Below are 25,785 nucleotides of genomic sequence, written 5' to 3' on the forward strand. Positions count from 1 at the left end.
GGGAACGTTCCATGAGCCATTTATCGCCCGTGCGCGAAGAATACGAAGTCGACCTGCAACCGCTTACCCATGTGCCGCTGGAGCGGGAACTGCCCCTGGGCCAGCGCCTCTGGCAACAGGGTTGGTTGCGTAAAAGCCTGATCCTGTTATTGCTGGCGGTGCTGTGGGAAGGCGTGGCCCGGTACCAGAACAATGACCTGCTGCTGCCGGGTTTCCTGCAAACCGCCAGCGCCTTGTACGACGGTTTGCTCAGCGGCGAGCTGTTGGGCAAGGTGTGGATTTCCTTCGTGGTGCTGGTCAAGGGCTACCTGCTGGGCATCGTCCTGGCGTTTGGCCTGACCACCCTGGCGGTGTCGACCCAACTGGGCCGCGACCTGCTCAGTACCCTGACGTCGATGTTCAACCCGTTGCCGGCCATCGCCCTGTTGCCGCTGGCGCTGCTGTGGTTTGGCCTGGGGCAGAACAGCCTGATTTTCGTGCTGGTGCATTCGGTGCTGTGGGCGCTGGCGTTGAACATGTACGCGGGTTTTCTCGGCGTGTCGGAAACGCTGCGCATGGCCGGGCGCAACTACGGGCTCAAGGGCCTGCGTTTTGTGCTGTTCATCCTGATCCCGGCGGCGCTGCCGTCGATCCTCGCCGGGCTGAAAATCGGCTGGGCCTTCGCCTGGCGCACCCTGATCGCCGCCGAACTGGTGTTCGGCGCCACCAGCGGCAAGGGTGGCCTGGGCTGGTACATCTTCCAGAACCGCAATGAGCTTTACACCGATAAGGTGTTTGCGGGGTTGGCGGTGGTGATTCTGATCGGGTTGCTGGTGGAGAACCTGGTGTTCGACAGCTTGGAGCGGGTGACGGTGAAGCGCTGGGGGATGCAGCGCTAATCGGTGGGGCGAATGAACCCTGTGGCGAGGGAGCTTGCTCCCGCTGGCCTGCGGAGCAGGCCCCTGCGTTTCTTCAGGCGGACCGCGTTGCCTGGTTTTGCGACTGCTGCGCAGTCGAGCGGGAGCAAGCTCCCTCGCCACGGGGTTTGAGTTGTCTGGGCTGGCGTCATCGCGAGCAAGCTCGCTCCCACACTGGATCTGTGTCGAACCGAAATATTGAGATCAACACCGTTCAACTGTGGGAGCGAGCTTGCTCGCGATGGCGATCTTCAATCCACCACGGGAACGTCAGCCCGATGCCTGAACCTCAAGCCGATCCATCGCCCGTTCCACCAACAAATGCACTCCATCGGCCATCCGGCTGATCGCCAGGATGACACTGCGGCGACTGCCATCAACATCATCCGCCAAGTCGGTGGCGATGGCGCTGATGGATGTAGGGGCCCAATAGCTCGGGCCGGCGCTCTCTGTGGCGAGTGTGGGAACAATCAAATGGTGGCTGGATAGCTTTTGTGGCGAGGGAGCTTGCTCCCGCTGGCCTGCGGAGCAGGCCCCTGCGTTTCTTCAGGCGGACCGCGTTGCCTGGTTTTGCGACTGCTGCGCAGTCGAGCGGGAGCAAGCTCCCTCGCCACGGGGTTTGGGTTTGTCTGGGCTGGCGTCATCGCGAGCAAGCTCGCTCCCACACTGGATCTGTGTCGAACCGAGATATTGAGATCAACACCGTTCAACTGTGGGAGCGAGCTCCCTCGCCACGGGGTTTGGGTTGTCTGGGCTGGCGTCATCGCGAGCAAGCTCGCTCCCACACTGGATCTGTGTCGAACCGAAGTATTGAGGTCAACACCGTTCAACTGTGGGAGCGAGCCTGCTCGCGAAGGCGATCTTCAATCCACCACGGGAACGTCAGCCCTGCGCCTGAACCTCAAGCCGATCCATCGCCCGCTCCACCAACAAATGCACCCCATCGGCCATCCGGCTGATCGCCAGGATGACACTGCGGCGACTGCCTTCAACGTCATCCGCCAGGTCGGCGGCGATGGCGCTGATGGACAGCAGGTCTTCGGAGGCATTGGCCAGCAGGGTTTCGGTGTCGATGTCCGGGGCGACCATGAAGAGCTGGGCTGTTTGGGTTTTGCCCGAGGTTTCATCGGCCGGTTTGGGGTTGAGGTAGTAGTCGAGGGCGCGCTCGGCGGCTTCGTCGAGTTTTTTGGTTTTCGAGGATTTGTCAGAGAGGTTGCCAGGATCGCCTGGCGGATTTGGTGTCACTTTGAACATGTCGTGTAGCTCCATCTGTAGTGTTGGAACTGACACTCTTTCGCTTGCACGCAAATGAGGTGGCAGTTGTACGTAGGTGTGCAAGACCGGGCAGACGGAACCCCGGCAGACTCTTCCTTACGAAAAAATCTCCCACGCACAACCGCCATAAAAAAGCCTTGATCAAGGCTGACAGCGATGTGCGTCGTCTTTTACCCGGACTTGCACGTCCGTGTCACCGTTTTTTCAGTGACAAACCCAGACTAGCGGCGGGCCCGAAGCCGGACAAGTTCACCAACATCGCTACAACTTGAAGGAAATCTCCTAGGACCTGGCTGTACGAGTGCACCCAATCCAAATAGCCAGATAAAGCCACCTCCTTTTCCATTAGACTTGCGACCCTCCAGCAAGCCTTCAGGACACGGAATGCCAGTCCCTCAAAGCACCCTTCGCCAAGCCCTGGTCGTTTGGCTCTATGTCGCCGCCCTGATGCATCTGCTTGCCGGTCTCACGCTGAGCTGGGCAGGTCATTCAGGCTTGCTCGATGGCTACCTGCAAAACATCGAACAGATCTTCTGGGGCGCCGCCACGGTGCCGACTATCGCCAGCGAGCAGCAAGTCTGGTGGGTGGCCTTGTTCGGCGTCACGTTGCAAAGCTACTCGCTGTACATGCTCGCGCTCGTGCATATCGGCAATCGATTGAAGAGCGCCATGCCTTGGGCCTGGATAATCGCCGGCATTCTGCTCTGGGCGCCCCAGGACATGCTGATTTCCGCCCAGGCCCGGGTCTGGTCGCACCTGTGGCTCGACAGTCTCGCGCTGCTTGCCCTATTGCCGCCGCTGTTCTGGCTCTATCGCCATGATCGCCGGGCGTCCCCATGAGCAAGCCCCGGATGTACCTGCTGGCCGGCAACGGTAGCGCCGCCGATTGGTGGGATGACGCCTTACCGCACTTTGAGCGCTACGACGTGGTGCCGCTGGAGTTGCCAGGTTTTGGCAGCAACCCACAAGCTCCTTGCGAAGACCTGGCCGCCTACGCGCAAGCGCTGCTGACGGCGACGCTTAAGGGCAGCGCGATCATGGCGGTGGGGGTGAGTGCGTTGTTGGTGCTGCATGCGCTGCAACGCCAGCCAGGGCACTTCTGCCGCAGCGTGTTGCTGGCGCCAGTGGGTGCCTTTTTGTGGCAGCGACGATTGCCGGCTTTGATGTCGCCGCTGCCGATTCGCAAGACCATTCACTGGCTGCTTTCGAACAAGCCGACGCTGTTTGCCGACAAGTTCTCCCGCCAGACCTGGACCCACGCGCAATACCAACGCATGGGCGCCGGGTATACCCGCTGCCGCGCCTTTGTGCCGCTCTGGGATCAACTGCGTGCGGATACCGCGTTGCCGCTGTTGGAGTGGATCACTGATCCGGTGGAGTTGGTGTGGGGCGATCAGGACAAGGTGCTGGGCATCGAACAAGCGGCGGCCTGGTCCGCCATTCTTGCCCGTGCCGATCTGACCATCAGCCTGAAACCCGGTTGGGGGCACTACCCATGGATCGATGCGCCGGCCGAGTTCGCCGCATGGCTGGAGTCGGGCGAGCGTGGGTTCGTCGCGCACACCAAGGGTGGGCGCCTGCGCCTGGCGGAACTGGCCGGGCAAGCGGTGCCTGCGGCGTTGTCACTCAACGATTGCCACGACCCGCGCTTGCCGGCGTTTCTCGACGGCCAACCCGGCGCCATCTGGGCGGTGCGCTCTTCCAGCTACGGCGAGGACCAGGCCGACGCGGCGAATGCGGGGCTAAGCACCACGTTCCTGCGTGAACCGACGCAAAACGTACCTGCGCGCATCGCCAAGTTGACGGCGGCGGGTGTCGAGGAAGTGGTGGTGCAGCGCTTCATCACGCCACGGCTGTCCGGGATCGCGTTCGTGCGTCACCTGTCGATCGAGCTGGAATGGGTCGAGGGACACCTGGAGTCGTTGGCCGACGGTCAGGTAAGCCCTGAGCGCGCGATCATGTCCCGCCTCGGCTCATCGTGGAGCAGCGACACCTTCAAGCCCGCCCATGGCCTGACCGCCGACGCGCTGTGGCGTTTTCTGCAAGGCGTATTGCGGGTCTTTCACTACGTGCCTGGCGACGTTGAATGGGCCTGGGACGGCACCCAACTCTGGCTGCTGCAATACCGCCCGATCAGCGACTACGGCTGGCGCCGTCACCTGACTGCCGCCAACATCGCCGAGATCCTGCCGCCGCAACCCAGCGCCTTGGTGGAGTACGCCCAGCGCCGCGCGGCGGCGAGCATTCCGGCGATCATGGCGCGGTGGGATTCCCGGGTGTTGCAGGACAACGAGCCGTTCACGGCAGTGTTTGGCGGCGCCTCGTATATCAACAACGACCTGTTTCTCGCACGATTGGCCGACTGGGGCATCAGCGCCAGCAGTTACGCCGGCGAAGTCGGTGGCGCAACGCCGCATCTGCCCTGGAGCCCGTTGCGCCTGATGCGTTCGCTGCCGTTGTTCCTGCGCATGCAACGCATCGCTCGCGGGCATCTGCTCACGCTCGAACACGGCTTGCTGCGTTTCGACCGGGAGCTGCTCGAACTGACCGAACAAGCCGCCGACGGCCTGCAATTGGCCGACTGGTTCACCCGCTTCTACGTGTTCGTGGTGCAAGGCAACCTGTGCATCGCCAGTGCGTTGGCCAGCAGTGGCGGCGACCTGTTGGGGCGACCACCCACCGCCTATGACGACCTTGAACACAGCCCCCATCGCCTGCCGTGGGAAACCGATCCGGCCACGCCACGCCCAGCCCCCACCGAGTTGCCCTTGCAGGCGTTTCCGCAATGGCCCCTGGCGATTCGCCTGGCTCATTCGACCGGCCTGCCGGGTCTGCGCGGTTATTACCTGCAAGTGCGCGAATGGTATCGCGACAACCTGATGCGGATGTTTTTTCGCCTGCACCACGCCATGCCGACGGCTGACCGAGCACATTGGTTTGCGCCGCACCCGGACATTCGCAGCCGCGACGGCAGTTTCTGGCAGGACGGTCGTGAAGGCACCGAGCAGGCCAGCGGTTTCATGATTTATCCGGGGCAGGCTCAGGGGATTCTGGGTGAGGACATTCTGCTTGAAGACACGCTAGACCCTGGTCGCCACGCGCACTATCAAAGCGCCCGGGCCGTGATCGCACGCATGGGTGGGCGTTTGTCCCATGGCTCGACGTTGCTGCGTGAGTTGCGCAAACCCTCGGCGGTGTTGCCGCAGGTGGATGTGGGTTGGTTGGGGCGTGAGGTGGTGTATTGCGATGGGGAGCTGAGGTTGGTTGCTACCAATAATCCGGCTTGATGGCGGGGGCTTTGTGCGTGGGCACTCGGTTGGGGAATTGGTGGGATTGGAGTTCGTCGCAAGTGACAACGCGGCGCATCCAGTGGGCGTGCTGCTTTAGCGAACCTGGAGACGGACGACTCAACTCAGCTCGATGAGGAAGAATGACGCCAACGGTTATTTCGGGAAAATCCTCCCGCAAGGCTCTCAAAGCGGGAGTCATATCGGTGTCGCTGGTCCACGGGTGGCCAGTGAAGGTTTGACCGAGGAGGTGAAGTAATCAACTGAGGCGGTTGTGCTGCGCGGGTTTTCGATATGCGCGATGTGTGACAACAGGCTTCGCAAATCCAGCCATTTGTAAGGTGTGTCTGCGAGCAGTCCATAGAACAGGTTGTAGCCGTCAACAAAAAATGCGGTGCGCACAAACTCAATCCCCAGAAACGAAAAAACCGGCCTAAGCCGGTTTTTTCACCCCAACAGCCAGAGAACTGAATCTCTGCGTACGGGGTTGAGTAGGGCCATCCTAAGTTGAGCGTGTCACAACGTCAACCGTTGGCTGGATGCTCCCTCGTCACCGGCGCAACAGTGTTGAGCGTATGCATGGTAGAAGGTCAAACCCATTTTTTGCTTGATCTGTCAGCGTTTGTTGCGAAATAGAGTCTTTCTTAAGGCAATGCTAGAAATCCGTCACCGAAAACCATTTCGAGCGAATGGAAGCTCCCAATCCCTTGTGGGATTTGATGTCCGTTGATATCAGAAAAAAACTGCACGTTTTTTGGCCCCCCTTCAACCTTTTTGAAACAAGAGTTTTCTCACTCCTGACGGCAACTCCCTTGACGCCCCCCGCCGCTGTCGTAGACTCCGCCCATCCGTCAGGGAGTTACGGTCATGCGACGTTTGAGTAGTTGGGTTGTGGGATTGACCTTTGTAACGTGCGGAGTCCAGGCGCAAACGCCGGTCGCTGACGATCCTTTGCTGGAGAGCAGCGTCACGTCCGGTGCACCGGGCGGCAACGAGGCGCGAGGGGTGCTTCGGGCGCGGGATCAGGCCGTGCTGGCCAGCGAGTTGGCCGGGCGCATTGTCGAGTTGCCATTCAGTGAGGGCGAGTCGTTCAAGAAGGGCGACACCCTGGCGCGTTTCGATTGCTCGGCGTATCAGGCCCAGCTCAATGCAGCCCAGGCGGCCAGCCGCGGTGCCGGTGAGGAGCTGGCGCACAACCGGCAACTGGCGGCATTGAAGTCAGTGGGGCGTTTTGAAGTGTCGCGGGCCGAGGCCCGACTCAGCGAGGCTCAGGCCCAATCCCAGGTGTATCAGGTTCAGGTCAAGCGCTGCAGCGTGATAGCACCCTTCGACGGTCAGGTGGTGGTGCGCAAGGTCCAGCGTTATGAAAGCGTGGCGGCCGGCGCACCGTTGCTGGATGTGGTCGACAACCGCACCTTGGAAATCCATCTGCTGGTGCCGTCGCGTTGGATGAGCAGGCTCAAGCCCGGCCAGCCCTTCACCTTTATTCCCGATGAAACCGGCCAGCCGTTGCAAGCGACGGTCAAGCGCCTGGGTGCGCGCATCGACGAGGGCAGCCAGACCCTGTTGCTGGTGGCGAGCGTGCCGGATTCCAGCGGCTTGTTATCCGGCATGAGTGGTACCGCGCGTTTCGCGGAGTCCAAGTGAACGCGCCGGTCACCGGTAACACCGAGCAGGTGTTCGCCCGCTTCCTCGACCTGGAACGCCAGACGCGCGCTGCACGTACCCCGGCGCAATTGAGCTATAGCCTGGTCAACGACGGCCAGGCTCTCTTCGGCTTTCGCCACGCCGCGCTATTGATCGCCGGCAAGGTCCAGGCCGTGACCGGCGTCAGTGCCGTGGAACCGAACGCGCCGTTTGTGGCGTTCGTCGAACAGGCGGTGGCGCAGTCGTTCAAGCAGGGCGTGTTGAATCAGGCTCGGGTGATCGCCGCCGAGGGGGTGAGCGAATCCATCCGGGCGGACTGGCGAAGCCTGTCGGCCGGGCAGGTGTTCTGGCTGCCGTTGATCGATCATCAAGGCCAGGTGTTTGGCGGCTTGTGGTTGGCCCGTGACCTGCCATGGACCCCGGCCGAGCAAGTGCTGTTGTCGCAATTGGGCGACACCTACAGCCACGCCTGGCTGGCTCTGCAACCGCGCAAGCCGTGGCGCCTGCGCTGGACGCGCAAACGTCAGGTTGCGCTGGTGGCGTTGCTGTTGCTGGGGTTGCTGGTGCCGGTGCGTCAGTCGGTACTGGCCCCGGCCGAAGTCGTGCCGTTGGGCGGGCAAGTCGTCGCGGCGCCGTTGGATGGGGTGATCGCCGAATTTCTGGTCAAGCCCAACCAGGCCGTCAAGAACGGTGACCTGCTGCTGCGTTTCGAAAGCACCAGTCTCAAGGCCCAGGCCGATGTGGCCCAACGTGCGTTGGGCGTGGCCGAGGCGGAACTCAAGGCCAATTCCCAACGCTCCTTTGCCGATGCTGAATCGAGCTCGAAGATCGACCTGCTGGCCGCCCGCGTCGAACAGAAACGTGCCGAGCGCAACTATGCCTTGGAACTGCTAAAACGCAGCGAGGTGCGCGCCGAACGGGATGGCATTGCGGTGTTCGCCGATGCCGAGCGTTGGCTCGGCAAGCCGGTGCAGACGGGTGAGCGGTTGATGGAAATTGCCGACCCGAACCAGGCCGAGTTACGCATTGAATTGGCGGTCGGCGATGCGATTGCCCTGGAGCCTGGTGCACAGGTGGCGTTGTTCCTCGACAGCGATCCACTGCAGCGACACCTGGCCCTGCTCGAGCGTTCGGCCTACGAAGCGCAACCCACCGCCGCCGGGCAACTGGCGTATCGCCTGGATGCGCGTTTCGAGGCGACAGCACCGCGCATCGGCCTGCGGGGCACGGCGAAGATCTTCGGTGACCGTGCCCCGCTGGCGTTGTACCTGTTGCGGCGGCCACTGGCCGGCCTGCGCCAGAGCGTAGGCCTGTAGCATGAGCCTGCCGAGCCTGCGCCCGGACCTGCAATTGTCCCCGGCGGCGCCGGACCCGGACGGTTCGCCCCAGTGGACCCTGGCCGATCCGGTGCGTGGGCGCTATTTCAAGCTCGGCGCGGCAGCGATGCGCATGCTGCGGCACTGGTCCCTGGGGGATCCGGCGCAGGTGCTGCAAGCTGCGAACCGTGAGCCGGGCCTGCCGCTCAACGGTGAGTCACTGGAACAGTTGCTGGGGTTTTTGCGCGGTCACGACCTGATCAGTGCCATGGACCCACAACAGCGCGACAGCTATCAGTTCAAGACGGCCGCCCAGCGCCAGAGCCTGTGGCAGATCCTGCTGCATCAATACCTGTTTTTTCGCATTCCACTGTGGCGCCCCGACGCCTTTCTCAACCGCGCCTGGCCCTGGTTGGCGCGGTTTGGCCCCGGCGTCCTGCGCTATGGCATGCCGCTCACCCTGGGCTTGGGGATTTTCCTGGTGTCGCGGGATTGGCAGCGCTTCATCGCGACGTTTCCGCACCTGTTCAGCCTCGGCGGTGCGCTGGCGTTGTTCTTTGCCAAGCTGTGTCACGAATTTGGCCATGCCTTCATGGCCAAGCGCGCCGGATGCCGTGTGCAAAGCATGGGCGTGGCGTTCATGGTGCTGCTGCCGATGTTTTACACCGACGTCAGCGATGCCTGGCGGATCAATGATCGTCGGGCCCGCTTGCTGATTGGTGCTGGCGGGGTCTTGGCCGAGCTGCTCCTGGCGTGCATCGCATTGCTGGCCTGGTCGCTGCTGCCAGACGGGCCGGCGCGCACGGCGGCGTTCATGCTGGCGAGCGCCACCTGGATCACCACGCTGCTGATCAACCTGAATCCGTTCATGCGCTTTGACGGTTATTTCCTGCTCAGTGACTTCTGGGCGGTGGATAACCTTCAGGGCCGTGCATTCGCCCTGTGTCGCTGGCGTTTGCGAGAAGCCTTGTTCGGTTACGGTGTGGCGGCGCCGGAGCCCTGGTCGCCGAAGATGCGTCGCCGTTTGCTGGTGTGGGGATATGGCGCTTGGCTGTGGCGTGCGGCGCTGTTCCTGGGGATTGCCCTGGCGGTCTATCACTTGTTCTTCAAGGTGCTGGGCATTTTTTTGATGATGGTGGAATTGGTGTGGTTCATTTTTATGCCCATCGTGAATGAATGGCGGCAATGGTGGAGCCGCCGCGAGCAGGCCCATGGTCCGCGAGTGCTGCTTGTCGGCCTGGTTTTGCTGGCGTTGGTGTTGGCGCTGTTGCTGCCCTGGCGCAGCGCCGTGGAAGTGCCAGCCATGCTTGAGGCCGGCCGCGCCAGCGCCCTGCATGCGCCTGTGGCGGCGCGGGTCAAGCAGGTGAATGTGCACGACGGCCAGACCGTGGCCCAGGGCGATGTGCTGATTGAATTGGAGTCGCCGGACACGGCTTCGCGACTGACCATCGTGCGCCGGGAGATCGAGATCCAGCAGTTGCAGATGCGTCGTCAGGCCGGGCGCAGCGAAACCGCCGCCGATGCCGGCATCGTTGAGCAGCAACTGGCCGAAGCGGTGGCCGAGTACCGAGGCCTGGTCGCCCAGCGCGAGCGCCTGTTGTTGCGGGCGCCCCATGCCGGCCAGGTGCGCGACCTGCTGCCGCAATTGTCGGTGGGGCGTTGGTTATCGCCCACACAGCCGCTGGCCCGGGTGGTGCAGACTGATTCACGACTGCGTGGGTATCTGACCGAAGCCGAGCTGTGGCGAGTCGGGGCGGGTGCCACGGGACGGTTCATCGCTGACGATCCGATGCACCCGTCGATTGCCGTGCAATTGAATGAAATCGACACCAACGGTGCGGCCTGGGTCGAGCAACAGGCGTTGACCTCCGACCACCATGGGCCGATTGCCGTGCGCCGTGATTCGCAGCAACGGGCGGAGCCGGTGCAGGCGCAGTATGGCGTGCGCCTGAGTGCCGTTGATGACACGTCCGCTCCGGTGCAGCCGCTGCGTGGCGTAGTGGTGTTGCAGGGGCAGGGCGAGTCGGTGTTGGGGGCGGCCTGGCGTCGGTTGGCGGCGTTGGGTGTCAGGGAAAGCGGTTTCTAAGGAGCGAACATGGATTCGGTGGCGGCAGAGGGGTTGGTGGTGCGTCCATCGCGGGTCAGCGATGGTCCGTTCTTGCAGAGTCTTTACCAGGCAGCGCGGCCGGATCTGCAATGGATCGACGGCGAGCCTGAGCAGGTGCAACAGGTGATTGCCCAGCAGTTCCAGGTGCAAGAGCAGGGGTTGGGGGAGCATTTTCCCAACGCCATGCATTACGTCGTGGAAAAACTCGGCAGCGCGATCGGCGCCTTGAGCACTGATTTCGGACCCAATGAAATCCGCGTGCTGTACTTGGCCTTTATCCCCCAGGCGCGCGGACAGGGTTTTGGTCGGGCGGTGCTGCAAGGGGTACAAAAAGCCGCGCAGGAGATCCGCTGCCCAGTGGCGACCGTGGTCTGGAGCAGCAACCCTCATGCGCGCCGGCACTACCTGGCGCTGGGTTTCGAAGTGCAGGAAAGCAACCCGGCGGCGGAGCGGTTGGTCTGGTATCCGAAGGGCAACTGAACAGTGCCTGACTTGCCAACATGTTCAATGTGGGAGCGAGCTTGCTCGCGATGAGGGCGGTAAATCCAACATGGATGCAAGCTGACCCTCCGCCATCGCGAGCAAGCTCGCTCCCACAAGGGATCATCGGTCTTTAGTTAAATGCAATGTAGAAGTAGCCCAGCGTCGGATCCCGTCCCATGGGCGGTATCCGCGATACGAACACCCCTTCGAGCCTTCCCAGTCCGGGCACTTCCAGGCCACAGAGTCCGTCCACGAACGCTGTGCTTCCCAGGCTGTTGAGTTCCACGCTGAACGGCATGCGTTCGGCGTTCGGCATCTTCGCTCGAGGCGTTTCCTCTAGGTTCTCGAAGCGTACGGGCAGCTGACTGCCGTCCGGCAGGGTCAAGCTGCTGGCCTGGCCCAGCAGCGGTTGGAAATGGCGGCTATGAACCTGTTGCAGCATGTCGACACTCCAAAGACCGGAGGGCCTTGGCCCTCCGGTGGGTGATCAGTTACGGGATGGGAAATAACCTTGGAGGGCGATGCTGAAGTTGATCGCCAGGAACGGGTTCATGACCTCCATTGGCAAACCGTTGCCCGTGGGGGAAATCGTGCCGTTGATGGTCGTGCTCACGCCCTGCAGCGACACGGGTGAGGCGCCTATCTGGTCGGAATAGATCGCCGCCGAGCCCGGCCCGGTGCCCGAGGTGCCGATGAATGAGTTGGTGGCCGTTGGCGTGTTCACCGGGTTGCTGGCCGGGTTCGCCAGTTGCAAGGTCGTTGCGGCGACGAGGCCCGCGAGCGTGTGAGTGTGGTTGGGTAGGTTGTTCAGCGTCGCAGTGACGTTTTCAGTGCCGGAGACTTCGCCGATGACACGTGGAGTCAGGCCCAGGCCAGTACCTTGTCCCAGGGGCAGGCGACCTTGCAGGTTGGGGAGCATGAAGGTGGTCTGGCCGTTACCTCCGTACGTCACGCCGATCAGGGCGAACAAGGTCTGGTACTGGGACAGGCTGAGCGTCTGCCCGTTGCATAGGGCCCAGTTGCTGGGCGCGAAGTTAAAGGCAAACGATTGGATAGTGCCGATGAATACTTCCATAGAATCCTCATCCTTCAGGTTTGTTGGTCTGGCGGTACCTGGCGGATACAACGAGCAAGGATGCGATCAGCCGACTCCTTCGTTCCCTGGCCTGGTCACGCACGGCTGAGCGTAGACCGGGATGTTTCATTTTGCCGGGCCAGAAGCGTTGAAAAGTGTTGTCGGTTGGCTTAATCGATTCAGTTATATGGCCGATACCTACCGTCCATCTTTTTTACAGACCTCGGTGAATTTGATATCAAAGTACTACTAGGCGGCGTTTGTTTCCTCGGCTACGCTTCGCGATACAAAGGGACTACAAAAAGGTGAAGGGATTGCCGCAGTTTCACTTTATTTCCGGCTTGCCGCGCTCAGGCTCGACCCTGCTTTCTGCCATCTTGCTGCAGAATCCGCGCTTTCATGCCGGCATGACCAGCCCCGTCGGCACGCTGTTCAGCAGCGTCCTGCAGCAATGCAGCGCCGGCAGCGAATTCGGCTCGGTGATCGATACCGACCTGCGCCGCCGCCTGCTGCGCGGACTCTTCGACTCCTACTACGCCGACAAAGCCGATAAACCGGTCATCTTCGACACCAATCGCCAATGGTGCGCGCGTCTGCCTGCCTTGCAGGACCTGTTCCCCAAGGCCAAGACCATCGCTTGCGTGCGCAATGTCGCCTGGGTGCTCGACAGCCTGGAGCGGCTTTACCGCGCCAACCCGTTCGAGAACACCAAACTGTTCAACGACGATGACGAGCGCAACACCGTCTACAGCCGCTGCGAAACCCTGGCCCAGCGTAACCGCCTGGTGGGGTTTGCCTGGACAGCGCTCAAAGAGGCCTATTACGGCGAGAACGCCGATTCGCTGCTGATCGTTGACTACGACCTGCTGAGCCAGGCCCCTGAGCGGGTCATGCGGCTGGTGTACGACTTCATCGACGAGCCCTGGTTTGAGCACGATTTCAATCACTTGACCTACGACGCACCCGCCTTCGACCAGGCCCTGGGTGTCGCCGGCCTGCACAAGGTCAAGCCCAAGGTCGCGCCGCAAGCCCGGCGCACCCTGTTGCCGCCGGACCTGTTTGAAAAGTATGCCGAGTTATCGTTCTGGCGCGATGGGTCCGCAAGCGCCGCCAATGTCATTCGTATGAAAACCGACGCCGCGATTAACTGATTGCGGTTTTTTTTCATCTACGTATTCAAAGTTCGAGTCCAGGTGACCGTCATGTGGTGGAGCAAAGGCAAATCGCGGGTAACCGAGGGCGCACAGGCCCTGGCATCGCCAATGATCATGTCCCTGGAGCCGCGAATGCTATTCGACGGCGCGGTGGCTGCTACCGTGGCCGATGCCGCGCAAGCGGACGCGCAACCCACTGCCGAGGCGGCCAAGACGCCCACGGCGGACCATGCTTCAGACAACCATGCCCCACAGGGACAGGTCGATGCTACCCAGGCTGCCGTTCCCGGCAAGACCGTGGTGTTCGTCGATTCCCGGGTCAAGGATTCCACCAGTCTGCTCGAAGGCGTCGCGCCCGGGACCCAGGTGGTGCAATTGGATGCCACCAAGGACGGCCTGCAGCAAATCGCCGACTACCTGGACACCCACCAGGGCATCAGCTCGGTGCAGATCATCGCCCACGGCAACGCCGGTGATTTGTGGCTGGGCAACAGCTACCTGTCGGCGGACAACGTCCAGGCGCGCAGCGAAGTGCTGGCGCAAATCGGCCAGGACATGAACGTTGGTGGCGATATCCTGATCTACGGCTGCTACACCGCCGAAGGTGACCGTGGCCTGGGCCTGGTGGACTCCCTGGCGCAGTTGACCGGCCGTGACGTGGCCGCCTCGAATGATCGCACTGGCCTAGGCGGCGACTGGGAGTTGGAAATTGCCACCGGCAACATCGAAAGTGCCAACGTGCTCTCGGCCACGGCCATGAGCGAGTACCAGTGGGGCCTGGCCACTTGGACCGCTACCAACAATTTCAATTCCGGCGTGGGCTCCTTGCGCGCGGCCTTGGGTTCTGCGCAGAACGGCGACATCGTGACCTTCAATGCCAGCATGACCGTCGCGCTGACCCAGGTGCTGGTGGTCGACAAAAACGTCACGATCGATGGCGACCTCAATAACGATAACGTGGCCGACGTCACCCTCGACGGGCAGTACCGTACCCAGATCATCAACGTGACGGCTGGCACCACGGCCACTCTCGATGGCCTGGTGATCACCCGGGGCATGACAGCGGGCAACGGCGGTAACGGCGGCGACGATGCGCTGGTGTCCAAGGGCGGTGGCATCTACAACGCCGGCACCCTGACCCTGAGGAACGTCACGGTCACCGCCAACGCCGCTTCTGGCGGTGGTGGCGGCGGCGGTGTGACCCCGCAATACGCCGGTGGCGGCGGCGGTGGCGGCGGTGCGATCACTGGCGGTACCGGCGGGCGCGGCGGCGATACGCTCAACTCCACGGGTTCTAACGGCTCGTCTGGCCAGGGTGGCGCCGGGGGTGGTTTCTTCAACATCGGCGGCCGTGGTGGCTCCTCTACCGGCGGGGCGGGCGGTGCCGCTTATCCTGGCTACAGCACCGGTTCCGCCGGTGGCACGGCCAGCAGCGGTGGCTTGTCCATCGGTGGCGGCGGCGGTGGCGATGGCTATAACGACATCGGCGGTGCCGGTGGCGGAGCGGTCGGTGGTATCTACAACGACACGGGCGCGACCCTGCGGATCATTGGCAACACGGTGATTTCCAACAACGTCGGGGCGGGCGGTGGTGGCGGTGGTGGCGGTGCCGGCGGAGGCTACAATCAGCCGGGCGGTGCGGGTGGCGTCGGCGTCGGCGCTATCTGGAACAAAGGTTCGATCCTGATTACCGCGGCCAACTTCGCGGCCCTGGCCGGCAACGTCGGCGGCAGCGGCATTGGTGGCACGAGTGCCGGCACGGCAGGTGTCACTCCGGCGTCGGTGGCCAACGTCTATGGCGATGGCGGCACCATCAACACCAACTACGTGCCGGACGAAACGCCGCCTACCGCGACTGTCGTGGTGGCCAATACCAACCTGAACTCCGGCGGCACGTCGCAGGTGACCATCACCTTCTCCGAGGCGGTGACGGGGTTGACCGCGGCGGACCTGACTGTGCAGAACGGCACCGTTGGCACGCTGACCAGCGGCGACGGCGGCATCACCTGGACCGGTACGCTGACGGCGGCGAGCAACATCGCCGATACCACCAACATCATCACCCTGAACAACACCGGGGTGGCGGACCTGGCGGGCAATGCCGGCGTGGGCACCACTGACTCGAACAATTACGTGGTCAACGACACCGTGGCGCCCACGGCTTCCATCGTCGTGACCGATACCGCCCTGAGAGTCGGTGAAACCTCCCTGGTGACCATCACCTTCTCCGAGGCTGTCAGCGGCTTCACCGCCGCCGACCTGACGGTGGCCAACGGTTCGCTCAGCGGGCTGAGTTCCAGCGATGGCGGGATTACCTGGACTGCGACTCTGACTCCAGACGCGGCCGTCACCGACACCAGTAACCTCGTCACCCTGAACAACACCGGGGTCGCGGACCTCAATGGCAATGCTGGCGTCGGCACCACCAACTCCAACAACTACGCCGTCGACACCCTGCGCCCCACCGCCAGCATCGTGGTGGCCGACACCGCGTTGCGTGTCGGCGAAACGTCGCTGGTGACCATCACCTTCAACGAAGCGGTGAGCGGTTTCACCGCTGCCGACCTGACGGTCGCCAATGGCACGGTCACCGGGCTGAGCAGCAGCGACGGCGGCATTACCTGGACCGGGACCCTGACCCCGAGCGCCAGCGTCAGCGACACCACCAACTTGATCACATTGACCAATACCGGTATTGCCGACTTGTCCGGAAACACCGGCACGGGCACCACCGACTCGAACAACTACGCCATCGACACGCTGCGTCCGACCGCTACGATCGTGGTAGCCGATACCGCGCTGAACATCGGTGAGACCTCGCTGGTGACGATCACCTTCAGCGAGGCCGTGACCGGTTTCACCCTGGCCGACATGACGGTGGCCAACGGCAGTCTGAGCGGGCTGAGCAGCAGCGACGGCGGTATCACCTGGACCGCGACGCTCACCCCGAGCGCCAGCATCACCGATGCCACCAACCTGATCATCCTGGCCAACACCGGCTTGGCAGATGCCGCTGGAAACACCGGCACCGGCACCACCAGTTCCAACAACTATGCCGTCGATACGCAGCGCCCGACCGCCACCATCGTGGTGGCCGACACCGCGCTGAGCATCGGCGAAACTTCGCTGGTCACCATCACCTTCAATGAAGCGGTGACAGGCTTTACCACCGCCGACCTGACGGTCGCCAACGGTACAATCACCGGCATGAGCAGCGGTGACGGTGGCATCACCTGGACCGGGACGCTCACCCCAAGCGCCAGCGTCAGCGACACCACCAACCTGATCACCCTGGCTAACACCGGCGTTACAGATTCGGCGGGCAACGCCGGCAGCGGTACCACCGACTCCAACAACTACGCCATCGACACGGCGCGGCCCACCGCCACCGTCGTGGTCGCCGATACGGCCATTGCCGTGGGCGAAACCTCGCTGGTGACCATCACCTTCAACGAGGCGGTGACCGGCTTCACCCTGGCGGACCTGACCGTCGCCAACGGCAGCTTGAGCGGGCTGAGCACCAGCGACAACATCACCTACACCGCGACCTTCACGCCAAGCGCTGGCATCAGCGATGTCACCAACCTGATCACGCTCAATAACACAGGCGTGGTGGATGGCGCAGGCAATACCGGCAGCGGCACCACCGATTCGAACAACTATGCCGTCGACACGCAGCGCCCGACCGCTACCATCGTGATCGCCGATACTGCGTTGAGTGTCGGCGAAACTTCGCTGGTGACCATCACCTTCTCCGAAGCGGTGACGGGCTTCGACAACTCGGACCTGAGCATCGCCAACGGTACGCTGAGTGCGGTCAGCAGCAGCGATGGCGGCCTCACCTGGACGGCCACCTTCACCCCGGCCCTCGGGGTCAGCGACACGTCCAACGTCATCACCTTGAACAACACCGGCGTCAGCGATGCGGCGGGTAATACCGGCACCGGCACCACCAACTCCAACAACTACCAGGTCGACACCAACGTACCGACGGCGACCATCGTGATTGCCGACAGCACACTGAGCATCGGCGAGACGACATTGGTCACTGTGACGTTCAACTCGGCGGTCAGCGGTTTCGACAATTCGGACCTGACTATCAGCAACGGCACGCTCAGCACCATGAGCAGCACCGACGGCGGCGTCACCTGGACGGCCACGTTCACGCCGAGCGCCAGCATTTCCGATACCAGCAACGTGATCACCCTGGACAATACCGGCTTGATCAACGGCGCAGGCAACGCGGGTGTCGGCACCACTGACTCCAACAATTACGTGGTCGACACCGTGCGCCCCACCGCGACCATCGTCGTGGCTGACACGGCCATTGCCGCGGGCGAGACTTCGCTGGTGACCATCACCTTCAATGAGGCCGTAACCGGTTTCACCGGCGCCGACCTGACTGTCGTCAACGGTACGCTCAGCGGCCTGAGCAGCAGTGACGGCGGTATCACTTGGACCGCAACCTTCACGCCGACCGATGGCATTACTGACACCAGCAACGTCATCACCCTCGCCAACGGTGGTGTCGCGGACCTGGCGGGCAACGTTGGCACCGGCACCACCGACTCCAACAACTACACCCTTGATAGCGAGCGTCCAACCGCCACCATCGTGCTGAGCGACTCGCTGCTCAAGCCGGGTGAAACCGCCCAGGTGACCATCACCTTCACCGAAGCGGTGACCGGCTTCAGCAATGCCGACCTGAGTGTGGCCAACGGCACCTTGAGCGCCGTCAGCAGCAGCGACGGTGGCCTGACCTGGACCGCCACCTTCACCCCGGACCTGGGCGTGACCGACGCCACCAACCTGATCGTCCTGGACAATGCCGGGGTCAGCGACGCGGCGGGCAACACCGGGACCGGCACCACCCATTCGGCTAATTACGCGGTTGAGACGCGGGTGCCGACCGCCACAGTCGTGGTGGCGGATAACGCACTCACGGTGGGCGAAACCTCGCTGGTCACCATCACCTTCTCGGAAGCGGTCAGCGGGTTCGACAATGCCGACCTGACGGTCAGCAATGGCACGTTGAGCAATGTCTCGTCCACCGATGGTGGCGTGACCTGGACGGCCACGTTCACCCCGACCAGCAGTATCACTGACACCAGCAACCTGATCAGCCTGGACACCAGCGGTGTGGTCAACGCTTCGGGCAATAGCGGTGTAGGCGTGGTGGACTCCAACAATTACGCGATCGATACGGTACGCCCAGGCGCCACCATCACTGTGGGCGATACCACGCTGGGCATCGGCCAGAGCACCACCGTGACCATCAGCTTCACCGAGGCGGTGTCCGGTTTCGACCTGTCGGACCTCAGCGTCGCCAACGGTGTGTTGTCCAACCTTGCCAGCAGCGATGGGGGCCTGACCTGGACGGCGACCCTGACGCCTACGGCGGGCGTGACCGACGCCACCAACCTGATCCTGCTCGACGCCAGCACTGTGCAGGACATCGCTGGCAACGCCGGCGTGGGTATCGCGATTTCCAGCAACTATGCACTCGATGCCACCCGGCCGACCGCGACCATTGTGGTCGACGACCCGAACCTGAGTGTGGGCGAGACGACCCAGGTGACCTTCACCTTCAGCGAAGCCGTGGCGGACTTTGACCTGTCGGACCTCAGCGTCACCAACGGTGAACTGACCAACCTGGCCACCAGCGACGGCGGCAAGACCTGGACCGCGACGTTCACCCCGACGGTGAATCTCACCGACCCGAGCAACTTCATTGCCCTGGACACCAGTAACGTCAGCGACCTGACGGGCAATGCCGGTGCCAGCGTGGCGGTGTCCAACAATTATGCGATCGACACCGTGGTGCCCAACGATGTGAAGCCGCCACCGGAGTTCCTCACATCGGACCCTGTGACGGTCATTCCACCGTCCGAGGTGCCGTTGCAGCCGATCGTCTTCACGCCGCCGACGGGCGATCTTGGCTCGCCGGTGGGCTTTCCCCCACTGTTTGAACAGCGGGATGTGGGCGGTGGTCTTCGGCCGATAGGGGACATTTTCATCAACCGTGGCGAACTGGCGCCGAGCTATATCGCGCAAGTATTCAGCAGCGACGCGGCTGGCGATGGTTCAGGCCAGGGCTTCCTGGGCTTTGGCGGTGGCGATGGCGGGGTGTTCGGCAGCAGCACGGTGGCCAGCCTCTTCAGCCAGGACTTCGGTTCTGACGGCGAATCGATGGAAGCCTTTGGCAGCCAATCGATGCAGGGTGGCGATGCGTCCCAAGGCTTGCGCGGGATGTTCGGCGCACCGACGCTGGGCCAGCAACTGCAACAACTCAAGGACACGGAACAGCGTCAGGTCAATAGCTTGGCAATGGCTTTACAGCAGGTCGGCATCAGTCAAGTGCAGGCCTGAACATCATAAGAAATTGGGGCAGTCAGGGGCAATCCAGGGAATGAATAGAAGTCAGAAGTTATTCACAGTGAGTGTGCTGGCGTTGGTGGTGAGTGGATGTGCCGTCACCAGCGAGCCGATCGAACGCAGCGTCAGCGAACAGCGCGCTCGAACCGACCTACAGAATATGTACAAGGATCAGGAGCCCCTCAGCGGTCCGCTGACCTTGCACCAGGCCATGGCTCGAGCGGTGAAGTACAACCTCGAAGGCCGCCTTAAGATCATGGAAGAAGCCCTGGCCAAGCGACAGCTGGACCTGGCCAGTTTCGACATGCTGCCGCGCATGGCCCTGGACGCCGGTTACGTGGGCCGTAACAACGTTAGCGCCTCCAGCAGCGAGAGTGTCGAAACCGGCACCCAATCCCTGGAGCCGTCGACCTCCCAGGACCGCAACCGTGAAGTGGCCGACCTGACCATGGTCTGGAACGTGCTCGACTTCGGTGTCAGCTACATCAGCGCCAAGCAGGCCGGGGACCAGCGACTGATCGTGCAGGAGCGTCGGCGCAAGGTGATCAACACCATCGTCCAGGACGTGCGTTCGGCGTACTGGCGCGCCATGGCCGCCGAGCGTCTGCTCAAGCAGATCGACAGCCTGATGGCCCGGGTCGAGACGGCGCGTGGCAACAGCCAGAGCATGAGCGAACAGCGCATTGGTGATCCGGTGCAGGCCTTGGGTTACCAGCGCTCGCTTATCCAGGCGACCCGCCAGCTCGAAGAACAGCGTCGGGCGCTGTCCCTGGCCAAGACCGAGTTGGCGACCCTGATCAACCTGCCCTTGGGTACGGATTTGACCCTGGCCACCCGGGATGAATACGACATCCCGGAACTCAAGGTCGACCTGGCCCGCCTCGAACAGGAGGCGCTGACCAGCCGTCCGGAATTGCGCGAACAGGATTACCAGACTCGCATCACCGCTGCCGAAACCCGCAAGGCCATGCTGCGCCTGTTGCCAGGCCTGGAGTTCTCCGCTGGCGGGCATTACGACAGCAACTCGTTCCTGGTGGAGCAGGGCTGGGCGGACTATGGCGTGAAAGTCACGTGGAACCTGTTCAACGTGATCTCTGCCCCGGCGGCCATCGACGTGGCCAAGGCGGGTGAAGAAGTGGCGGCGGCGCGGCGTCAGGCGATGTCGATTGCCGTGCTGGCGCAGTTGTACGTGGCCAATGCCAACTATCGCGAGGCGCTGCGTCAGTTCAAGACCAATCAGCAACTGTCGGACATCGACGGGCAAATCGTCGGCCAATTGCGTAGCCGTCACCAGGCCGCCGGCATTGGCGAGCTGGACCTGATCCAGGGTGAACTGAACACCCTGCAGGCCGATTTGCGCCGGGATCTGTCCTATGCGGATTTGCGCAACGCCTACGGCCAGATCTTCGCCAGCGCCGGCCTCGACCCGCTGCCCGATGAAGTGCAATCGACCGAAGTGCAGTCGATTGCCACGGCATTGGCCAACCGCGAAGCCGCCTGGGCCCAGGGCGATATTGCAGTCTCGACGGCTGCGGTGACCCCATAACAGGCGCGCCAGCATGACGCGCCCGGCGTTTTCCCGGCTGCCGGTGACGGCGAACCTGCCGTTGCTGTTGCAGGCACTGGCCGCGATTGAAGACGAGCGTTGGCAAGGGCATTTCAACAGTGCCTATTACAGTGGCGACTGGAGCGGCGTGGCGCTGATCTCGGCGGCCGACGCCTTGACCGAATTGTCTCCCGGGCGTGGTCTGCCTGTGCCGCGCGCGCCTTGGGCAGCGGATGGCCGTTGGCGCCAGGCGTTGGGTGATTGGCCCCTGGACATCGTTTCGGCCCGGCTGCTTCGGCTGGGGCCCGGCGGGTGCATTCACGAGCATCGCGACTATGATCTGGGCGGGCCGGACGCCGACCTGCGCCTGCACATTCCGTTGCTCAGCCCGCCGCAAGTGGATTTCTGGCTGGAGGGGGAGCGCATTCCGATGACGGCGGGCGAGTGCTGGTTTCTCGACTTGTCGCGGCCGCATCGTGTCGATAACCGCAGTGCCGAGTCGAGAGTTCATCTGGTGCTCGATTGCCGCCCGGGGCCGTGGTTGGAACAGCAGATTACCGATGGGCTGCCCACCACGCCGGCTGCTGGTGTTGGACAAAGCGACTTCGGCCGTTTTCAGCAGTGCGTGGAAACTGATCCGCAACTCGCCCGCACGTTGCAGAGCCTGCATGACTTGGACGCTTTCATTGAAAGTGCAATCGCGTTGGGCGTTGAACAAGGCCTGCACTTCACCGAGGAAGCAATACGGGCGGCGATGCGCAACGGTCGCCGGCAGTGGCGTGACCAATGGAAGGCTTGAACCTGGACGGCTGGTTGCCGATCCGCGTCTGGCAAGAGGCCGGGCAGTGGTGGGTCGATTGGTGCTGGTTCGGTGACGCAGCGTTGTCGCAACCGTTCTTCAACGATGCCGTAGAAGACGCCCTGCGCTTGCCTTTCAATCAGGTGTTCCGCCGCCAGACGCCCTTGCGCGAGCTCGGGCGGTGGCAGCAACAGAGCCCGGGCCTGGCGCCCAGTGCGTTCATTTTCCATGCCTCCCGTTGCGGCTCGACATTGGTCAGCCAGATGCTTGCACAACTGGCTGACCACATCGTCATCTCCGAACCGCCACCGCTGGACACTCTGTTGCGCGGTGACATGGCGCATGCCGAACGCTGCGTGGCGCTCAAGGGTTTGTTGTCGGCCTATGGGCAACGTCGCGGCGGTGTGGAGCGGCGCTTGGTGGTCAAGCTCGACGCCTGGAACATCGGTGAGCTGCCGCTGCTGCGAGCCTGCTTTCCCGACACGCCGTGGCTGTTCGTGTACCGCGACCCTTTGGAAATCGCCGTCTCCCACCTGCGCCGTCCCGGCATGCACATGGTGCCGGGGATGATTGGCGCGAGCGTGCTGGACGAAGGTTTGCCGTTCAGCAGCCAGGAGGATTTCATCTCGCGCCGAGTCGGACGGTTGTTGGCGAAGGGCCTGGAACACTGCCAGGCGTTTGCTGGAATGGCGGTCAACTACACCGAACTGCCCGAGGCGATGGCGGGAAGGCTGGCGGTGTTTTTCCGGTTGGATGACGCGCAATGCCGGCAAGTGTTTGCGGCGGTGGGCCAGCATTCCAAGCAACCGATGCAGGTGTTTGCCGGCGATAGCGAGGACAAGCGCCGCGAGGCTTCGCCGTTGTTGCGTGGGCGGGTGATGCATTGGGCGCAGGGGCCTTATGAGGCCCTCGAGTGTCTGCGAAAGTCTTGAGTTAAGGAGTGTTCTGTGGCGAGGGAGCTTGCTCCCGCTCGGTTGCGCAGCGACCGCAAGATCTTGGGGCCGCTGCGCAGCCCAGCGGGAGCAAGCTCCCTCGCCACAGGGGCAACGTTTGTGCCTTGCCTAACCTGGGAGACAACTCCGCCATCCCCTTGAGCAACTCGATCGGCAAAGGGAGGACGATGGTGGCGCTTTTGTTCCCAGCCTGTAGGTAGCGCAGCTGCTGGGTAGTCGAGTCATGGATTGATTGAATTTTGATCAGTCTGACGGTCATCAAGGGACTAGACTGCGGGAACGTCCCAGCCATCTTTCTATGCTCAGGAGCCTCGTATGGAATCCCCGATCCACAGCCTTCCCGCGCTGTTTAAACAGCTAGGCCTGCCGGACGACGCCATCAGCATCGACCAATTCATCGCCACCCATTCACCCCTCAAGCCCAAACTGCATCTGGCGGATGCGTTTTTCTGGAACAACGCCCAGCAGCAATTACTCCGCGAAGAAATCCTTGAGGACGCTGACTGGGCGGAGGTGGTGGATCAGTTGAATGTGTTGTTGAGGAAAGGGCGCGACGAATGAGCGAAGTTGTACCGTGCTTCGAAAAAGACCAGAATTCAGTACCTTTTGAGGACCTGATTATGCAGAGTATTCTGGCTGATATGGCTGTAAGTGTTTCCGAATTGAAGAAAAATCCTTCGGCTGTCCTGAGCGGCGCTCATGGCGGTCCGGTGGCGGTGCTCAATCACAACCGGGTGATGGGTTATATGGTACCGGCCGAAGTATTCGAAGCCATGATGGAACGTCTGGATGATCTTGAATTGGCTGAGATCGTTCGCGCCCGCCGTCATGAAACACCAATTCCGGTGAGTCTGGATGACTTATAAGCTCGAATTCCTGCCCTCGGCTCGCAAGGAATGGGACAAGTTGGGTCATACCGTGCGGGAGCAATTCAAAAAGAAATTGGTGCAGCGACTTGAAGCGCCTCGCCTCGCCGCTGATACCCATGCACGGCATACCTGACTGCTACAAAATCAAACTCAAGGCGTGCGGGTACCGATTGGTTTATGAAGTGATCGATGATCGTCTTGTTGTTTCGGTCGTTGCTGTGGGTAAGCGTGAACGCAGCGAGGTCTATCAGAAAGCCCGAAACCGCTAGTCTATGGCCTCACTAGTCCTATTAGTCCAAATAGTTATTAATAAATATCTTCTTATTCCTTAACCAATATAACTCTCCTCCCTATACTCGTCCGGGAACAGACACGCAGGAGAGCAACCCATGCGCAACGAATCGATTCGCTACCTGATTGTGCCGGGCTGGCAAGGATCGCCGGAAAATCATTGGCAAACCCACTGGCAGAACAGCCTGCCCAACAGCGCCCGGGTCGAGCAGGCCGACTGGTTGACGCCCCGGCGTGAAGACTGGGTCGCGGCGTTGGCCGAAGCCATAGCTGCCGACAGTACGCCGGTCATTCTCATTGCCCATAGCCTGGGTTGCATCACGGTTGCCCATTGGGCCGCCACTGCGCCGGTGCAGTTTCTGCGCCAGGTGCGCGGGGCGTTGCTGGTGGCGCCGGCGGATGTGGAACGGCCGGCCTGCGCCCCGGCGCTGCGCAATTTTGCGCCGATTCCCACCGATCTGTTGCCGTTCCCCAGCCAGATCGTCAGCTCGGACAACGACGCTGCGGTGAGCGCTCCGCGTGCTCTGGAGCTGGCGCGCAACTGGGGCGCCGAGGCCGGGATTCTGGCCGGGGCGGGGCATATCAATGTGAAGTCCGGTCACCAGCGCTGGGAGCAGGGGTTCGCTTATCTCTATCGTCTGCAAAGTCGCATGGAGCACCACGCCCTGCGTCGCGCCTGAATTTTAACGCCCTCCCGTCTCCCGACGGTTGGGGGCGGGAGTCTGCCATGAGCTTGCATGAAACCTTCGGTCAGCCGTTGCTGACCTTTCCCGATGCGGAAAAAAGCCCCCTGAGCATTCGTGCCAAGGCGCTGGTGTTCGTCGACCCGCGTTCGCGACAGTTGCGCCAAGAGTTGGAGCAGTTGGCACCCCGCTCGGTCTCGGTGCTGATACGCGGTGAAACCGGTACTGGCAAGGAACTGCTTGCCCGGCACATCCATCGCGAAAGTGATCGCGCTGGGCTGTTTGTCTCGGTCAATTGCGGCGCCATCAGCCCGACCTATGCTGACGCCGAACTGTTCGGTTATGCCGCTGGCAGCTACAGCGGCTCGGCCAGTAGCCGGGCGGGCTGGTTTGGCTCGGCCAATGGCGGCACCCTTTACCTGGATGAAATCGGTGATTTGCCGCTGCCGATCCAGATCAAATTGCTGGCAGCCCTGGAAAATCATGAAGTCACCCGCGTCGGCGCTCACCAGCCCAGCCCGGTGGATGTACGCCTGGTCGCGGCCACCAGCATCGACCTGGCGCAGGCGGTGGCTGCCGGGAAATTTCACGAGCGGCTCTATTATTACCTCAGCGAAGGTCGGCTCGAATTACCGGCCCTGCGCGAGCGAGTGGGCGATATCCTGTCCCTGGCCGAATACTTCCTGGGCATCTACACCCAGCGCCTCGGCCTGACTGTGCCGCTGATCAGCGAAGCGGCGCAACAGGCCCTTGAACGGCACAGTTGGCCGGGCAATACCCGCGAGCTGGAAAACGTCATTCACTTTGCGTTGCTGGTGAGTGGGGGGGATGAGATTTTGCCGGACCATCTGAATTTGCCGCTCCAGCCTTCAGTGCCGGAGCTGATCGAGCAGCAAGTGGCGCAGGTCATTGCAGGGGGCTCGGAAGGTGAGCGCGCCGCGCTCAAGGCGCTGTTCAATCGACTGGGCTCAACGCTATAGGTACGGCAGACCCGCTCTTGTGGCGAGGGAGCTTGCTCCCGCTCGGTTG

General features: G+C 62.4%; 20 protein-coding genes and 3 pseudogenes. 17 read left to right on the forward strand and 6 right to left on the reverse strand.

Annotation, left to right across the window (positions count from 1 at the left end; genetic code table 11):
• Nucleotides 1-11 precede the first annotated feature (11 nt).
• Nucleotides 12-878, forward strand: a complete 867-nt coding sequence (locus tag QNH97_RS00645; protein WP_283555141.1) for an ABC transporter permease — start codon at nucleotides 12-14, stop codon at nucleotides 876-878.
• A 288-nt stretch (nucleotides 879-1,166) separates the two neighbouring features.
• On the opposite strand, the gene QNH97_RS00650 is transcribed toward QNH97_RS00645, so the two are convergent.
• Together QNH97_RS00650 and QNH97_RS00655 are read right to left on the reverse strand one after the other, a co-directional pair.
• Nucleotides 1,167-1,370 carry a DUF6124 family protein gene (locus tag QNH97_RS00650; protein ID WP_350356206.1) on the reverse strand — a complete coding sequence of 68 codons (204 nt, stop codon included), beginning with the start codon at nucleotides 1,368-1,370 and terminating at the stop codon, nucleotides 1,167-1,169.
• 408 nt (nucleotides 1,371-1,778) lie between these two features.
• Entirely contained in the window at nucleotides 1,779-2,150 is a 372-nt protein-coding gene (locus QNH97_RS00655; RefSeq protein ID WP_283555142.1) for a DUF6124 family protein, read from the reverse strand.
• 405 nt (nucleotides 2,151-2,555) lie between these two features.
• Here QNH97_RS00655 and QNH97_RS00660 point away from each other — a divergent pair, with 405 nt between their 5' ends.
• Together QNH97_RS00660 and QNH97_RS00665 are read left to right on the forward strand one after the other, a co-directional pair.
• Complete coding sequence (locus QNH97_RS00660) at nucleotides 2,556-3,011, forward strand: cell division protein (RefSeq protein ID WP_283555143.1); 456 nt, start codon at nucleotides 2,556-2,558, stop codon at nucleotides 3,009-3,011.
• Nucleotides 3,008-5,458, forward strand: a complete 2,451-nt coding sequence (locus QNH97_RS00665; protein WP_283555144.1) for an alpha/beta fold hydrolase — start codon at nucleotides 3,008-3,010, stop codon at nucleotides 5,456-5,458. Before QNH97_RS00660 ends, QNH97_RS00665 begins: the two co-directional genes overlap by 4 nt.
• Here the strand turns inward: QNH97_RS00665 and QNH97_RS00670 are convergent.
• Nucleotides 5,439-5,860, reverse strand: a pseudogene (locus QNH97_RS00670) (NYN domain-containing protein). The gene QNH97_RS00665 and the pseudogene QNH97_RS00670 overlap by 20 nt on opposite strands.
• A gap of 465 nt (nucleotides 5,861-6,325) precedes the next feature.
• On the opposite strand from QNH97_RS00670, the gene QNH97_RS00675 reads away from it, so the two are divergent.
• Genes QNH97_RS00675 through QNH97_RS00690 form a run of 4 tightly spaced genes read left to right on the forward strand, consistent with a single transcriptional unit; the run spans nucleotide 6,326 to nucleotide 11,008 of the window.
• Nucleotides 6,326-7,105: an efflux RND transporter periplasmic adaptor subunit gene (locus QNH97_RS00675; protein ID WP_283555145.1), complete on the forward strand. Its 780-nt coding sequence runs from the start codon at nucleotides 6,326-6,328 to the stop codon at nucleotides 7,103-7,105.
• Nucleotides 7,102-8,421 carry an efflux RND transporter periplasmic adaptor subunit gene (locus tag QNH97_RS00680; protein ID WP_283555146.1) on the forward strand — a complete coding sequence of 440 codons (1,320 nt, stop codon included), beginning with the start codon at nucleotides 7,102-7,104 and terminating at the stop codon, nucleotides 8,419-8,421. The genes QNH97_RS00675 and QNH97_RS00680 overlap by 4 nt, the downstream gene beginning before the upstream one ends.
• Nucleotide 8,422: 1 nt before the next feature.
• On the forward strand, nucleotides 8,423-10,507 hold the full coding sequence (locus QNH97_RS00685; RefSeq protein WP_283555147.1) for a site-2 protease family protein: 2,085 nt from the start codon (nucleotides 8,423-8,425) through the stop codon (nucleotides 10,505-10,507).
• A 9-nt stretch (nucleotides 10,508-10,516) separates the two neighbouring features.
• On the forward strand, nucleotides 10,517-11,008 hold the full coding sequence (locus QNH97_RS00690) for a GNAT family N-acetyltransferase (RefSeq protein WP_283555148.1): 492 nt from the start codon (nucleotides 10,517-10,519) through the stop codon (nucleotides 11,006-11,008).
• A gap of 133 nt (nucleotides 11,009-11,141) precedes the next feature.
• Here the strand turns inward: QNH97_RS00690 and QNH97_RS00695 are convergent, their stop codons facing one another.
• Nucleotides 11,142-11,453: a DUF6916 family protein gene (locus QNH97_RS00695; RefSeq protein ID WP_283555149.1), complete on the reverse strand. Its 312-nt coding sequence runs from the start codon at nucleotides 11,451-11,453 to the stop codon at nucleotides 11,142-11,144.
• Nucleotides 11,454-11,498: 45 nt separating this feature from the next.
• A complete protein-coding gene (locus QNH97_RS00700; RefSeq protein ID WP_283555150.1) occupies nucleotides 11,499-12,086 on the reverse strand; it encodes a phage tail protein in 588 nt (195 codons plus the stop codon).
• 305 nt (nucleotides 12,087-12,391) lie between these two features.
• On the opposite strand from QNH97_RS00700, the gene QNH97_RS00705 reads away from it, so the two are divergent.
• The 5 genes from QNH97_RS00705 to QNH97_RS00725 are packed head-to-tail and all read left to right on the forward strand — an operon-like array spanning nucleotide 12,392 to nucleotide 22,892.
• Entirely contained in the window at nucleotides 12,392-13,237 is an 846-nt protein-coding gene (locus tag QNH97_RS00705) for a sulfotransferase (protein WP_283555151.1), read from the forward strand.
• A gap of 51 nt (nucleotides 13,238-13,288) precedes the next feature.
• The gene (locus tag QNH97_RS00710) at nucleotides 13,289-19,609 is read left to right on the forward strand and encodes an Ig-like domain-containing protein (RefSeq protein WP_283555152.1); all 6,321 of its coding nucleotides are present in this window, start codon (nucleotides 13,289-13,291) and stop codon (nucleotides 19,607-19,609) included.
• A gap of 40 nt (nucleotides 19,610-19,649) precedes the next feature.
• Nucleotides 19,650-21,161, forward strand: coding sequence for a TolC family protein (locus QNH97_RS00715; RefSeq protein WP_283555153.1), 1,512 nt, complete (start codon nucleotides 19,650-19,652; stop codon nucleotides 21,159-21,161).
• Between the two features lie 13 nt (nucleotides 21,162-21,174).
• Nucleotides 21,175-21,960 (forward strand): aspartyl/asparaginyl beta-hydroxylase domain-containing protein, encoded by a 786-nt coding sequence (locus tag QNH97_RS00720; protein WP_283555154.1) that lies wholly within the window; start codon nucleotides 21,175-21,177, stop codon nucleotides 21,958-21,960.
• Nucleotides 21,948-22,892, forward strand: a complete 945-nt coding sequence (locus tag QNH97_RS00725) for a sulfotransferase family protein (protein WP_283555155.1) — start codon at nucleotides 21,948-21,950, stop codon at nucleotides 22,890-22,892. The genes QNH97_RS00720 and QNH97_RS00725 overlap by 13 nt, the downstream gene beginning before the upstream one ends.
• Before the next feature lie 133 nt (nucleotides 22,893-23,025).
• Here the strand turns inward: QNH97_RS00725 and QNH97_RS00730 are convergent.
• Nucleotides 23,026-23,121 (reverse strand): annotated as a pseudogene (locus tag QNH97_RS00730) (slipin family protein); the annotation flags it as partial.
• A gap of 107 nt (nucleotides 23,122-23,228) precedes the next feature.
• Here QNH97_RS00730 and QNH97_RS00735 point away from each other — a divergent pair.
• The 5 genes and pseudogenes from QNH97_RS00735 to QNH97_RS00755 all read left to right on the forward strand — a co-directional run bounded on the left by QNH97_RS00735 (nucleotide 23,229) and on the right by QNH97_RS00755 (nucleotide 25,736).
• Complete coding sequence (locus QNH97_RS00735; protein WP_283555156.1) at nucleotides 23,229-23,474, forward strand: DUF2789 domain-containing protein; 246 nt, start codon at nucleotides 23,229-23,231, stop codon at nucleotides 23,472-23,474.
• 59 nt (nucleotides 23,475-23,533) lie between these two features.
• On the forward strand, nucleotides 23,534-23,779 hold the full coding sequence (locus QNH97_RS00740; protein ID WP_025211236.1) for a type II toxin-antitoxin system Phd/YefM family antitoxin: 246 nt from the start codon (nucleotides 23,534-23,536) through the stop codon (nucleotides 23,777-23,779).
• Nucleotides 23,769-24,051 (forward strand): annotated as a pseudogene (locus tag QNH97_RS00745) (type II toxin-antitoxin system RelE family toxin). Before QNH97_RS00740 ends, QNH97_RS00745 begins: the two are co-directional and overlap by 11 nt.
• Nucleotides 24,052-24,171: 120 nt before the next feature.
• Nucleotides 24,172-24,753 carry an alpha/beta hydrolase gene (locus QNH97_RS00750; protein WP_283555157.1) on the forward strand — a complete coding sequence of 194 codons (582 nt, stop codon included), beginning with the start codon at nucleotides 24,172-24,174 and terminating at the stop codon, nucleotides 24,751-24,753.
• Nucleotides 24,754-24,800: 47 nt separating this feature from the next.
• Complete coding sequence (locus tag QNH97_RS00755; RefSeq protein WP_283555158.1) at nucleotides 24,801-25,736, forward strand: sigma 54-interacting transcriptional regulator; 936 nt, start codon at nucleotides 24,801-24,803, stop codon at nucleotides 25,734-25,736.
• Nucleotides 25,737-25,785 lie beyond the last annotated feature (49 nt).

Source organism: Pseudomonas sp. G2-4, from assembly GCF_030064125.1.
GTDB lineage: Bacteria > Pseudomonadota > Gammaproteobacteria > Pseudomonadales > Pseudomonadaceae > Aquipseudomonas.

What these genes read in the sequence shown, in the direction of transcription:
- QNH97_RS00645 (WP_283555141.1), top strand. Translation starts at nt 12, where the DNA reads ATGAGCCATTTATCGCCCGTGCGCGAAGAATACGAAGTCGACCTGCAA.
- QNH97_RS00655 (WP_283555142.1), bottom strand. Translation starts at nt 2,150, where the DNA reads ATGTTCAAAGTGACACCAAATCCGCCAGGCGATCCTGGCAACCTCTCT.
- QNH97_RS00660 (WP_283555143.1), top strand. Translation starts at nt 2,556, where the DNA reads ATGCCAGTCCCTCAAAGCACCCTTCGCCAAGCCCTGGTCGTTTGGCTC.
- QNH97_RS00665 (WP_283555144.1), top strand. Translation starts at nt 3,008, where the DNA reads ATGAGCAAGCCCCGGATGTACCTGCTGGCCGGCAACGGTAGCGCCGCC.
- QNH97_RS00675 (WP_283555145.1), top strand. Translation starts at nt 6,326, where the DNA reads ATGCGACGTTTGAGTAGTTGGGTTGTGGGATTGACCTTTGTAACGTGC.
- QNH97_RS00685 (WP_283555147.1), top strand. Translation starts at nt 8,423, where the DNA reads ATGAGCCTGCCGAGCCTGCGCCCGGACCTGCAATTGTCCCCGGCGGCG.
- QNH97_RS00690 (WP_283555148.1), top strand. Translation starts at nt 10,517, where the DNA reads ATGGATTCGGTGGCGGCAGAGGGGTTGGTGGTGCGTCCATCGCGGGTC.
- QNH97_RS00695 (WP_283555149.1), bottom strand. Translation starts at nt 11,453, where the DNA reads ATGCTGCAACAGGTTCATAGCCGCCATTTCCAACCGCTGCTGGGCCAG.
- QNH97_RS00700 (WP_283555150.1), bottom strand. Translation starts at nt 12,086, where the DNA reads ATGGAAGTATTCATCGGCACTATCCAATCGTTTGCCTTTAACTTCGCG.
- QNH97_RS00710 (WP_283555152.1), top strand. Translation starts at nt 13,289, where the DNA reads ATGTGGTGGAGCAAAGGCAAATCGCGGGTAACCGAGGGCGCACAGGCC.
- QNH97_RS00715 (WP_283555153.1), top strand. Translation starts at nt 19,650, where the DNA reads ATGAATAGAAGTCAGAAGTTATTCACAGTGAGTGTGCTGGCGTTGGTG.
- QNH97_RS00720 (WP_283555154.1), top strand. Translation starts at nt 21,175, where the DNA reads ATGACGCGCCCGGCGTTTTCCCGGCTGCCGGTGACGGCGAACCTGCCG.
- QNH97_RS00725 (WP_283555155.1), top strand. Translation starts at nt 21,948, where the DNA reads ATGGAAGGCTTGAACCTGGACGGCTGGTTGCCGATCCGCGTCTGGCAA.
- QNH97_RS00735 (WP_283555156.1), top strand. Translation starts at nt 23,229, where the DNA reads ATGGAATCCCCGATCCACAGCCTTCCCGCGCTGTTTAAACAGCTAGGC.
- QNH97_RS00740 (WP_025211236.1), top strand. Translation starts at nt 23,534, where the DNA reads ATGCAGAGTATTCTGGCTGATATGGCTGTAAGTGTTTCCGAATTGAAG.
- QNH97_RS00750 (WP_283555157.1), top strand. Translation starts at nt 24,172, where the DNA reads ATGCGCAACGAATCGATTCGCTACCTGATTGTGCCGGGCTGGCAAGGA.
- QNH97_RS00755 (WP_283555158.1), top strand. Translation starts at nt 24,801, where the DNA reads ATGAGCTTGCATGAAACCTTCGGTCAGCCGTTGCTGACCTTTCCCGAT.